We start from the raw sequence: 12955 nt of genomic DNA, 5'->3' as shown, positions 1-12955 counted from the left end.
CTACCACAACCCCCGCTCTCCAGATACTTTAATGACTCGATTTACGCTAATAATAAGAATTAATCCTACAATGGATTGGAATAAGCCGATCGCCGTCGTATAGCTGTAATTCATATTTTGCAATCCAACCCGATAAACGTAAGTGCTTATTACATCCGCAACGTCAAGCACAGAGCTGTTTTGCAGCACCAAGGTCTGTTCCAGCCCCACGTCCATCATGCTGCCCATACGCAAAATAAGCAAAATCGCTATCGTGCTGCGAATACCCGGCAATGTAACATGCCATATTTGCCGAAGCTTGTTGGCACCGTCGATTTTGGCAGCTTCATACAGCTGCGTATCTATGGCCGCCATTGCCGCGAGATATAGAATCGTCCCCCATCCCGCTTCGCGCCAAATTCCCGATAACGTGTACATAACCGGCCACCATGAAGAATTAGCCATAAAATAAATCGGATCGATGCCAAATACCTTGTTTAATAGCAGGTTGACTATCCCGGTACTTGGCGACAGCATCGCAACCAGAATACCGCCCAGCACTACCCAGGAAATAAAATGCGGAACATAAAGAAAGTTTTGCACGAGGCGCTTATACCATTCTCTGCGAACCTCATTTAATAGAAGAGCCAGAACAATCGGTACTGGAAACCCAAAAACTAAGCTGTACACATTCAATAACAGAGTATTTCTTAATACGCGCCAAAAATCCGCACTTTCAAAAAGCAATTCAAAATGCTTTAACCCTGCCCACTTGCTTCCCAATAAGCCGTCGGCGAATCTGTAGTCCTTGAATGCAATAATTTCGCCACCCATAGGAAGATACTTAAACACGATGTAAAAGACGATTACAGGCAACAGCATCGAATATAAATACTTGTCCCTGATCAATCTTTTCGTAATGGTGCCGTTCTTCTTCGTTCCGACGGGCACTTGGTCCACCGGGATCATCCCCTTCATTGCAATCCTCCTCCCTGCATCGATTAAGCTAGGCTGATCATTCCGCCTCGCAACTCGATTGTATGCAGCTGGGCAAGATAGGCGAAAGAGACTCGTTTTAAAATGGTGTCATTTCTTGCAAAACCCAGGTTACAATTATTAATTCAGGTTCATTTTCTTATGATTTAAGCGTTTTTTGCTCTCTAAACTCTGTAGGCGTCAGTCCTGTATATTTCTTGAAGGCACGCAGAAAGCTGCGCGTATTCGTATAGCCGACTGCTTCTGCGACATCATTGACCTTCATGCTCCTGTCGTGTAAAAACTGCTTGGAAGCCGCAATCCGAATTTCAATTAAATAATCAATAAAATTTCGCTCCGTATGCTCTTTGAACAGCTTGCTTATATACGGAGGAGACAGCTCGAACTTATCCGCCAATTGATCCAGTGAAAGCTCGCTCTCATGGTAATGCTCCTGAATATAGCTAAGTATGCTGTCTACCGTTTTATTTTTACCGCGGCTGCTTCTCTTTTCCGCGATATTTGCCGCTATTTGCTCCAACACGCTTGCAACTATGCGTTCGATGTCCTGCCAATTGTCGCAAGCCGTTATGCGTTGATGTAAATTGCCGAGGCTTGCAATCGTCTCTTCCGGGTCTATGCCGATAAAAGAGATCATTTGCAGCGACTTCATAATCAGCTCAAACGAAAGCTGCTTAATCAAGTCGGGAGATAAATTGCTGCCCAGCGCATCTGCAAACATCTCCTTAACGTACAGCTTCACGCGTTCGTCATCCGACTGCTTCAACGACTCCGTAATCCGTTCGGCCTTTTTGACGATATGGTAGTAATCCTGATTTTGAGAGGTGGAAATATCCTCTATCGAAATGACCGCATCGCTGCCGAACAGCAGCTTATATTGCAGTGCTTTAAGAGATTGATCATAGGATTTTGGAATATCCGCCATATCCGGATAGCAGCGTCCAAGCCCCGCTGTTACTGAAAGCTTGAACTCCCGCTCCATCGCCTTCAGCAGCAACTCCAGCACAGCCAGCGCGCGCAAATGGTTCTGTTCCTCATCGCCTTCAGCAAAGCTGATTAAAATAACCGCCTTTCCGCCGCCCAAATCAACGGCTATTCCGGCATGCTCCATATTAATCAGCTCTTCCGCCACATTGCAAAGCATGAATGTATAAAGCGCCAGGTCTCTGCTGCCAAGTTGCTCCCCCTTCTCGATTTCGGCGCTGCAAACGATGTAATAACGGGAGTACAATTTAATTCCGATATACTCCAATTGATGACCTACAGCGGCGTATTCCGTTTTGTTGCCCGTCAGCATATCGGTCATGAGACGCCATTTCAGCACAGGCTTGAAATCCCGCACCTGACGCTCCAGATGCTCGCGATCCAACGAAATTTGATCAAACATCGTCTCCAGCGAGCTAAAACCGTTCAAACGCCTTGCGGCCTCCGTCTGCGGCGTACGGTATACCCCGAACATTTTGCCGGCCAGGCGTTCGATCGGTTTAAACGTCGTATGGTTAAAATAAAAGAGCACCAATAAAGCAACGACAATCATGCCCAACGCGACGACGATGAGCAAATCCCGCGTCGATGAGATCGGCTTGTACACATCGCTATTGGGGATGACCGTTACTATATTCCAATCCGTATAAGCCGATTTCATGTAGAACACCGAGTGCTTCGTCCCATGCCAGTCAATCGTAAATTCACCCTTCGCGCCGCCTGCCATGATTTGTTTCGCAAACGGAAGAGAGTCGGCACTGCCATAGCGTTGGGAACGGTCGCTATGCGTGACAACCTGGCCTTCCTGATCCATAATGATCGTTTGGCCGCTGTATTTTGATTCGTAGATGCCTGCGATCATGCGCTGCAGCAGCAGCTCGTCTATATTGACAGCCACCAGTCCCTTCCGAAAACCTGGCTTGCTAATCGCAGGATAAGGGCGGATTAAAGTGACAACATCCCTGGAAACAGCCCCTTCCCATATTTGATGAGTAGGCAGCCATTTTATATAGCCATCCATATTAATGTGATCCACTAGCCAATCTTCGTTATTTTCCGAATGGGGCACATACATCTTGTTCATCAGCATGTTACCGCTTACATCGGAATATATATAAACCGAGGTCAACTGTGTATTGGAATGGGTAAAGCTTGTCACTTTATTGAATAGGCTGTAAAAGTTGACATACTTCTCCGACTCGTCGATATAACTGTCATACATGAAATAAACAAACTCCATCTCATTCATAAGCTTCAGCAAATTTCTTTCCGTCTCCCGGAAGGACAGCTCGATTTTATTATCGATCTGATTGAGCAGCGCATAGTGAACATCCTTCAAGTCCTTCTCCAGCCTCCCAACTGTGCCTATAAAGGACAGCCAGAAGCTGAGTGCAATGATCACCATTAATACGATGCTGTAGGTGAGCTTGATTCTTCTCGAAATATGAACCGACATATAGTCCTCCTCTAGTCGTGATGAAATAGATCGTCGCTCAAAATGAGACAAGCCTTCCGAACATCTTACGTTTCGAAAGGCTTGGCGCGCTGCAACTCTTTATAGGCACTTTTTGAGCTTGAATTCGGTATACTCGTATCCCAACGCACGTTTGTCTTATGTTTCAATACTATTTACTATTGTTTATGTTGTCAATTTATTTCTTTTTAGTTTCGAACACTTATTTTTTTAGGAAGCGTTTGAACCAAGGCAAAAAAGAAATAGAACGGTTCTCGACCCTCGACATTAGCGATGTACAGGTCTTGAAACACGTTCTAAAAAGGGCAACGTTGCTGCCGGCGATGCAAACATCACGTATTAACGCTATGTACGCGTTTGTAACGGACTTCTGGCAACTAGCATATAGCCAGCCCCCCGAACCGTAATGATTCTCTCAGGATTGGCAGGATCAGCTTCAATTTTTTTGCGTAAATTGCTGATGTGCACAGCGACCGTTCTCGTATCCTCCAGACTCTCCATTCCCCAAATGAGCTGAAACAACGCATCACTACTAACGACACGATTGACGTTTTGTGCCATATAGGACAGTAGACTGAACTCTTTTTTCGATAAAAAGATGGTTTCGCTGCCCGTGTTGACGGACTGGGCGTAGAAATCCAGCGTCAAACCCGGCAACTCCAGCAGTTGTTCCCTTCTGCCCGTCGACACTCTGCGAAGATGAGCTTTGATCTTGGCCATGAGTACTCCCGGACTGAAAGGCTTAGTCACATAATCGTCGCCGCCGTAGGATAATGCGCTGATTTTCACCTCGTCTTCCTCGCGGCTGCTCAGGAACACAATCGGCGCATCCGTGCGGCTGCGTGCGTTCATGCACCAATCTATGCCGTTTTCATTAGCCAGCAGTACATCCAGTACAATCAAATCCGGCTCGAACGAAGCAAGCAGCTTTGTTGCTTCTGTCCCGCTGTGGCTAGAGGTGGATATAAAGCCTTCCCGCTCGCAATACACCTGGATAATCTCGCATATATGGGGATCATCATCGACGATCATTATTTTGTATGTGCCCATCCACCGTCACCCTCCCTCTTCTCGAACACACGGAAGCGATACATAGAAGGTCGTCCCCGTCTGACCATCGCTTTCCGCTCGGACCGTCCCTCCATGCGCATGTACGATTTCCCTGCAAATCGCCAGCCCGAGCCCGCTGCCCTCTACTCCCTTATCCATGCCCGGTCGATCATACCTGTAATTGCGATCGAAGATTTGCTCGAGCTGCTCTGGAGGAATACCCATGCCGGAGTCTTGCACGCTAATGATCGCATAGCGGGTATGATCCACCTCGTCCACAGCTAACGCAATACGCACCACCCCGCCGCTAGAGGTGAACTTCATTGCGTTCGACACCAGATTGAACAAAGCCTGCTCCAGTCTTTGCGCATCCATCTCGACAACAGACATGTTGGGTCCTTGATCTCCCGTATCTCCGACATCCAGCATGAAATGGAGCCCTGCGTCACGCACAACCAGCTCATATTGTTCATAGAACTGGCGCAAAAAGCGAGCCGTATGGACCGGCTTCATTCGATACGAGACTTGTCCCGTCTCCAAATGCGACAAGAAGGACAACTCCTCGATCATGCGGTTAATCCTTATCGTGTTATCCCGGATATACGCCAGGTACTGTTCATTGCGTTCAGGCTTGACCATGTCTTGCACAGCCTCCACATATCCAAGCATGCTGGACAGCGGCAAACGCAGATCATGCGTGATATAGGCAAGGAGCTTTTTTCTCCCTTGCTCGGATAGGAGCAACTGGTCATACGATGTGCGGAGATCATCATGAGCTGCGGATAAGGCATGTGTGCGCTCCTGTACGATCCGTTCCAAATTCATATTCATTTCGGACAGCTTGTCGTTCGTGTCCTGCAGTTCGCGCGCAATCCGCTCTTCATTCGATGCCGCCCTCGTAAATCTGGAAGATAGCAGAATCATCTGCGCGATCGTAAACACCAACAGACCAAGAGGAGATGTATTTCCGATTCGTGACCATTCGTTGTAATATAAAAAATCGTTGATAACCGTAACTAAAGCAACCACCGACACCAGCAGGAAGATTAGCGCTCCCTCCATGCGTCGCAAAGCGGCTAGGCCCAGCCCGACCATCAGATAAACCATATGCAGAACAACGATCACACCGATCATCAGTAACATTTTGGTATATAGAAGTGCAGGGGTCACCACAACAACGATACAGAATGCGCCGGTAACGATCCGCGTGCCAAGATGAAACCAACGCGACACATAATTCGGAAAAACACTATCAAAGTACATCGTCATGATATAACCAATACTGCAAAGAATCAGATACTCGATCTTGAACTGCAATCCCCATGGAAAAGATGGCCACAATTGTGTGAGCAAGAGCTCGCCGACCAGCAGGGATCGGATACCGGACAACGTGGTGAACAGACCAAAATACAATGGAGCCTTGTCTTTGCGCCGCAGGATGAACAACAGCAGGTGATACGCGCCAATCACCAGCAGGCTCGTGGTGATGAACACCTCAGCGGCGATATCCAGATTTCTCCTGACCGTTAATACATCACTGCCGCCAATCTCGATATACTTAGTGATGCCGCCTCGCTTATGATGAAAGTTGGCGACTTGCATAACCAGCTCCACCCTCTCATGCTCGGGCTGGAAGAACACCAGCTTCGTTGCCAGAAGCGGGGTCACGCTGCTCTTGTCCTGACCAACCTCACCGACTTCTGCCAGCAGCTCACCGTTCACCCATAATTTATACGCATGAAAGATGGTCGGCAGCCGCAGAGCAAGCCTCTCGTTCTTATCCTGCTCGCTAAGCTCAATGACCACACGAAAGGTTGCGAAGCCTGTACCGCTCAGCTGCTGACCATCTAACCGATAACCTAGCCAGGAGCTCGGTATGCTGATCCAGCGGTCACGATATCCGTCCTTCGCCAAGCGATTCTGTATGTCCTCGGGCGACAGCAGCTCTTGCCAGTAGAACGCCCACTCCCCTTTTAAATTTAGCGGGTTCTCACTGACATGAACCTGCTTTAAATCCAGAATGCCTTTTTCACTATGTAAATTAGGAGATTCCGGTACAGAGATGACGGCATAGCTTATAACCAAACCAACAACAACGGCAGCAACGATATGAAGCAAGATCGTACGAGAACCGAATCGGAGAATACCCTTCATTATGAAACGACCCCAATCTGCAAGAGCACCATAAGTAAGTTGATTATCTAGATCATATCATCATTATAGGAAAATGTGCCCAACAAATATCTGCGAGGCGTTGAACACAATATTACGACGGGGTCCTGTTTTAAACGCACGAAAAACCGTCCCAACGGACGGTTCACCGATGCAGATCACTTTTGATCGCCCTTGCCGATTATCCGTAGACAGAGCTGGATCTCCTACTTCGTTAAAACACAATGGGCGATACGATATTTCGCAAGACAGCGACTACGCTCCAGCCGGCGATGTTGCTCGTTCTGGAATAAATATTAAGATCAGTTTTCACTTCTCCGCCTTCGATCTCTATCTTATATTCATCTCCTACAAAGCCAGGAACCGCATCGATATGGAGTGTCGTCCGTTCAGGACCTGCACTGGCAAGAGCTGTAGCAACCGCCACGTTAAAATGAAAAGGAAGCATTTCAATCGCTTCCTTCGTATTTCCGCTAAACACTTGCTCCGGCTCCGTTATATTCATGAGCTCTTCTTTAAAGAGCGGTGTGTAAAACAAGGAGCGTAACGATTTTTTAGATGTCATGGTTGCTTTGATAGGACTCATTAGGGCAGCAGTACGGAGAACATCAAACCCCCCGACAGCACCGCTGGCGATGTATACCTTTTGATTATTTTCGGCTGCTGTCTCTCTTACTCTATTATATAATGCCGCATCCGCAAAAGCTCCTATAGACAGTACGACCAGGCTTGCTCCGCCTTTTAGAATGGTTTCGCTGTACTCTCCGACTGCTTGCGGCGATGCAGCTTCTGCGATAATATCCGGCTTTAATGCCAACAGCTCTTCCATACTGTAGCATGCCTTGCAATTGTGACGTTCGGCAAAAGTCGTTGTCCGCACGGGATTCCTTCCAAATGCACCAACGAGCTCATATTCAGGAAGATATCCGTTATGTAAAGCGTTAGCCACGATCTCATTTAAAAATCCACAGCCCAAAAATGCCAGTTTCTTTTTTTCCATCGTTCCTTAACCCCTCTCCTATTTATATGAGCATAGCAAAAAAGCAGCTTTGTGGCGCAAACGAACCAAGCCGTAGCCTCTATACTAATAATTTTTATTATATTAATCAAGGCTGTTACGAGTTCTCCATCTCCTATTTTCGCCTTTTATTGACATGTTCAGAAATTTTTCAGTTTAGTATGATATTATTGTCACTTAGCTTTCAACATTATACGACAATTTTCCGTCCTTAAAGAAGGGTGAGGGATAGCTGGATGAATGAAGTCTTTAGACAAGAAAAGAAATACCTGATATCTATTGATGAGTATGTGAAGCATAGTCACTTTTTAAGTCTACTGCTGCATCAGGATCCTCATAACGGAGCGGACGGATATATGATCCGATCCCTTTATTTTGATACGCTGGACGACCGGGACTTTTTTGAAAAAGTAAATGGGATTTACATCAGAAGGAAAATACGGCTTCGCGTCTATGATCCATCCAGTGAGTTTGCCGTTCTTGAAATGAAACAAAAACAGGGCCCTTATCAAAAGAAACGTTCCTTGCGGATCAAAAGAGATGACGCGGCGCAATTATGCAAAGGCAACTATTCGCCCCTGCTAAAGTATCCCGAACCATTTGCAGCGGAGTGTTACGGATATATGAATATGTATTGTTATCGACCGACTGCAGTTATCCAGTACAATCGCAAAGCGTTTATTGCAAAGGAAAATAAAATCAGAATTACCTTTGACAACCAAATCGAAGCAACAGAAAGTTGTTTCGACATCTTTTCCGATCATCTAAAAATGAACCCCGTGCTCGATCGTTTTAACGTCGTCCTCGAGGTTAAATATAATCATTTTTTACTCAGCTATATCCGTAACATGATTAACCAGTGCACTAAAAGTGAATTAGCAGTCTGCAAATATGTCCTGGGAAGAAGAAATCTATTAAACCATTTATCGTAAAGGCGGTTAACGTTTATCATGAGAGAATTTTTATCGAACATGCTGGAGCAGGGAAAAACATTGGATCTAGAAGGGATTCTAACAAATTTAGGAGTTTCCATTATAATTGGACTCGTTATTTTTCTGTCTTACTGGATTACTCATTCCGGTACGATTTATAGTAAGAAATTCAACGTTTCATTAATAATGCTCACTATTTTAACGACAAGCGTCATGGCAGTTATTGGAAATAACGTAGCACTTTCCTTAGGTATGGTCGGTGCTCTGTCTATTGTTCGTTTTCGAACGGCGATTAAGGATTCCAGAGATACCGTGTACATCTTTTGGGCGATTGTGGCAGGCATCAGCAGCGGCGCCGGCGAGTTTATGGTTGCTTCCTTAAGTTCGGCTGCCTTATTTATAATCCTCCTCTTCTTGGGAAGAATAAAAAACGACAACAGAAGGCTTCTCATCATTAGAGCAGCCAAAAGCCAGGAAAGAAATATCGAATCTGTGGTGTTCTCCTATTTCAAATCAAAAGCGAATTTAAGAGTCTTAAACTCGACAAGGGAATCCGTGGAGTTAATCTATGAGTTATCCGGCAGAACACTGGCCGAGGCCGCAAAGGGAAATAAAAGCATTACTGAGGTCCTCTATGAAATTGACGATGTTGAATATGTCAATGTGGTCACCCAAAATGATGAGATCGATGGTTAACGGTAAAATAGATGAATAAAAAATGGATTTATTTTGGCGTGATCTGCCTGGCCCTTTTCTTTACTTTCTATAGTTCGGTTGCCCTGTCGGACACCATTACGAGAGAACATCAGCACTTGTCGGCGCTCCCGCCCCAAACCTGCGTCCAGAAGGATCAGGTTTTCTGTACACATCTGCCGATTGTTTCCATTAATACTAATGGAGCTAGCATTCCTGGTGCGAGAGGTCAAAAGGAAATGCTGAGAAGCGATTTAAGCATTTTTGATACGCAAGGCGAAAATAACTATCTTACCGATGAACCTGCACTTTCTACCTTGGCAGACATCAGATATCGAGGAAATACGTCGCTCCATTTTGATAAGAAATCATATCTTGTCAAACTGGTGCATGCGGATGGAACAGAAAATAAACAAGAGGTAGCAGGCATGCCTGCCCATGACAATTGGGTTTTAAATGGGCCCTTTCTAGACAAAACCTTGATTCGTAATTATTTGAGCATGAATATTTCGGCGGAAATTATGGGGTATGCGCCCAGGGTTCGTTTCGTCGAACTTTTTGTCAATGAACAATATCAAGGTGTTTATGTATTGATGGAGACGATTTCCCAAGGGACGGAACGAGTAAATATTTCAAGCTACAAAGATGGTGATCCATTTACCAGTTACATCTTAAGGATAGATCGAGGCGACACTCCGGAAAATGAATTAAATAACTTCTCTAAATACATCAAACGGATACCTCCGAACACCGAAACCAATCGATATATGATGAATGTGGAGTATCCTGCAACACGAAAGCTTACGCCAGCGCTGAAGGAATATATTGAGCGTGATTTTAGCAAGTTCGAAAAATCACTTTATTCCTATGACTATGATGACGATGATTATGGCTACGAAAGCTTTATTGATACGCAGTCATTTGTTGATTTTTTTATTATCAACGAGTTCTTTCAAAACTATGACGCCGCTATATACTCCACTTATTTCTACAAGGATATCCGGGGGAAAATTACTATTGGGCCTGTCTGGGACTTTAACAACGCATTTGACAATTATATGGAGGTAGCCCATGATGGCACTGGGTTTGCGCTTCATGATCGAACCTGGTACTTTATGCTTACCAAAGAAAAGGCCTTTGTCGATGCAATTGTCCATCGATATAAAACGCTTAGAAAAACCACATTAAGCGAAGATTATCTCATGAACTACATGGATGAAACGGTCGCTTATTTGGGAGATGCTCGCGATCGCAACTTTGAAGTTTGGGGCTACAGCTTTGATCCATCAAAGCTCACCGAGCGGAGCTTGCTAGAACCCTACGAGCGGAATATTACGAGTTATGATCAAGCTATAGAGCAAATGAAGGCCTTCATTAAAAAGAGAGGCAGCTGGATGGACGAGCACATCGAAACCCTCTACCAGTACAGCCATGAATCTAACAACAAAAAGTTTAATCATTAGCAGCTAACTTAGAAAGGAGGAACGCTAATTGAAAAAGTTTATTATCATTTGCGTATCCATCCTCCTACTGTACTTTATTGGCGATTATCTGTATTACAATAAAGGGATTTATATTTCTTTTTCCACCGATAAGACTGTAACAAGTTTTACAAAAACGGAGGGCAAAAAGATCTATGTCGATCACGGTATTGGAAAGGGATTCGAGGAATTCCAAATTAAAGGCGTAGATATGGGTGTGGGGATACCAGGTTATTTTGCCACAGATTATGCGATCGATAAAACCACCTATCTTCGCTGGTTTAAATTAATTCAAGAGATGGGCGCCAATACCGTTCGGGTTTATACGATATTGGACGATACCTTTTATGATGCTGTGAGTGAATATAATACTGGGAATAAAAATCCACTGTATATTATCCACGGGTTATGGGTCAATGATTATGTTCAAAATTCTCGCGTAGATGCCTATGACGAAAGTTTTTTAGATCGGATGATCGAAGACTCCAGGCTTCTTGTCGATGTTGTCCATGGCAATCGAAAACTGGAACTCGGAAGAGGCCATGGTTCAGGCAGCTATACGAAGGATATCTCCCCATGGGTTATCGGTTATATTTTGGGTGTCGAATGGGAAGATCTTACAGTTGCCTATACGGATCGCATGCAGAAAGACAAAAACATCTATATAGGGAATTACTTTAGTACCACTGTAGATGCCAGTCCGTTCGAAGCGATGTTAGCACAGGTTGGAGACAAGATTATTGCGTATGAAAGCGACCGATATAAGCAGCAGCGTTTGGTTGCATTTTCGAATTGGGCTACTACTGATCCGTTAGATTATCCAGATTACATCTCTAATTATTTCTATAAGATAGCCAAGGTGGATGTCGAGCATATCCAGCCAACCAGAAATTTTCTGTCGGGCACTTTTGCTTCCTATCATATTTATCCTTATTATCCCGACTATCTGAATTACATGCTAGACAAAGAAAAGTATGTGGACAAGGCAGGCAAAATAAATACGTATTACGCTTATTTAAAAATGATTAATGATCATCATACGATGCCAGTAGTCATCTCGGAATTCGGTTTTCCTACATCAAGAGGAATGGCGCAGAAAGACTTTAATACAGGGCGATCTCAAGGAAGATTGTCGGAACAGCAGCAAGGACAGGCCATTATTGACAGTTATAACGATATTATGGCCGCCGGCTCGGCAGGCGCTGTTATTTTTACATGGCAGGACGAATGGTTTAAACGCACCTGGAACACGATGCATGCGGTGGATTTGACAAAAACACCTTATTGGAGCGATTACCAAACAAATGAACAGTATTTCGGTCTGCTATCCTTTGATCCCGGCAAAGAGAAGAGTATCAGCTATGTAGATGGTGATCTATCCGAATGGAAAGATACAGATAAAGTAATAGACACCCCTACCTCTTCTCTTTCTATGAAATATGATGAAAAATTCATCTATTTTCTTGCATGGAATAAGGGTTTTACAGAGGATGACACACTCTACATTCCAATCGATACGACTCCGAAGACGGGCAGCAATTACAGCCAGAATGAAGATGTGAAATTTGAGCGTGATGCAGACTTTCTGATGGTTATCAACGGAAAGGAAAATAGCCGTGTGCTGGTTCAAGAACGATATGAAGTGTTACGCGCTATGTTCCGGCACGAAGTAGAGGGCAAAGATGCTTATTATGATCCTCCTGATAAAAAGACGCCTATTTTCAAAAATATAAATCTGATTCTGCAAACAGCACTGTTAGATCCAAAAGAAGCAACACAACCTAAAAATAATGCCCAAACTAAAGCGTTGAATATGGAGATCTATGAAACCGGAAGACTGACTTACGGTAATGCCAATCCTGAATCGCCGGATTTTAACTCGCTTGCGGATTTTCACTTTAGCGGTGAGTATATCGAGATTAAAATTCCGTGGCAGCTTTTCAATTTTTCCAACCCTTCGGAAATGATGATTCATGATGATTACTATAAGCATTATGGCGTGGAAAATATCAAAATCGACAAGCTGTATACAGGAATCGGCAAAAAAGGGGAAATCAATCAACGGATTGCGATGAAACCTTTTGCATTAGACGGTTGGGGACGAAAAGTAACCTACCATGAACGATTGAAGCAATCTTATTATGAAATTCAGAAAGTCTGGGTAAAGAATGAGTAG

9 protein-coding genes are annotated in these 12955 nt (G+C 44.5%); 4 read left to right on the top strand and 5 right to left on the bottom strand.

The features are described from left to right. From PAT3040_RS00685 to PAT3040_RS00665, 5 genes are all read right to left on the bottom strand, one after another. A complete protein-coding gene (locus PAT3040_RS00685; RefSeq protein WP_258234769.1) occupies window positions 1-957 on the bottom strand; it encodes an ABC transporter permease in 957 nt (318 codons plus the stop codon). Between the two features lie 157 nt (window positions 958-1114). Beyond that, the gene (locus PAT3040_RS00680) at window positions 1115-3415 is read right to left on the bottom strand and encodes a helix-turn-helix domain-containing protein (protein ID WP_108991117.1); all 2301 of its coding nucleotides are present in this window, start codon (window positions 3413-3415) and stop codon (window positions 1115-1117) included. Window positions 3416-3778: 363 nt separating this feature from the next. Then, window positions 3779-4483, bottom strand: coding sequence for a response regulator transcription factor (locus PAT3040_RS00675; RefSeq protein WP_108991116.1), 705 nt, complete (start codon window positions 4481-4483; stop codon window positions 3779-3781). Window positions 4484-4489: 6 nt separating this feature from the next. Then, window positions 4490-6637 carry an ATP-binding protein gene (locus PAT3040_RS00670; RefSeq protein ID WP_108991115.1) on the bottom strand — a complete coding sequence of 716 codons (2148 nt, stop codon included), beginning with the start codon at window positions 6635-6637 and terminating at the stop codon, window positions 4490-4492. Between the two features lie 232 nt (window positions 6638-6869). Next, window positions 6870-7655 carry an aspartate dehydrogenase domain-containing protein gene (locus tag PAT3040_RS00665; protein WP_087565839.1) on the bottom strand — a complete coding sequence of 262 codons (786 nt, stop codon included), beginning with the start codon at window positions 7653-7655 and terminating at the stop codon, window positions 6870-6872. A gap of 254 nt (window positions 7656-7909) precedes the next feature. On the opposite strand from PAT3040_RS00665, the gene PAT3040_RS00660 reads away from it, so the two are divergent. The 4 genes from PAT3040_RS00660 to PAT3040_RS00645 are packed head-to-tail and all read left to right on the top strand — an operon-like array spanning window position 7910 to window position 12955. After that, a complete protein-coding gene (locus PAT3040_RS00660) occupies window positions 7910-8605 on the top strand; it encodes a polyphosphate polymerase domain-containing protein (RefSeq protein WP_108991114.1) in 696 nt (231 codons plus the stop codon). Between the two features lie 18 nt (window positions 8606-8623). After that, a complete protein-coding gene (locus PAT3040_RS00655; protein WP_087565837.1) occupies window positions 8624-9301 on the top strand; it encodes a DUF4956 domain-containing protein in 678 nt (225 codons plus the stop codon). Between the two features lie 11 nt (window positions 9302-9312). Beyond that, window positions 9313-10761 carry a CotH kinase family protein gene (locus tag PAT3040_RS00650; protein ID WP_108991113.1) on the top strand — a complete coding sequence of 483 codons (1449 nt, stop codon included), beginning with the start codon at window positions 9313-9315 and terminating at the stop codon, window positions 10759-10761. 28 nt (window positions 10762-10789) lie between these two features. Further along, window positions 10790-12955 carry a hypothetical protein gene (locus PAT3040_RS00645; RefSeq protein ID WP_108991112.1) on the top strand — a complete coding sequence of 722 codons (2166 nt, stop codon included), beginning with the start codon at window positions 10790-10792 and terminating at the stop codon, window positions 12953-12955.

Source organism: Paenibacillus agaridevorans, assembly GCF_003112455.1.
GTDB classification, from domain to species: Bacteria; Bacillota; Bacilli; order Paenibacillales; family Paenibacillaceae; genus Pristimantibacillus; species Pristimantibacillus agaridevorans.
This window is presented reverse-complemented; position numbering and strand designations above follow the sequence as displayed.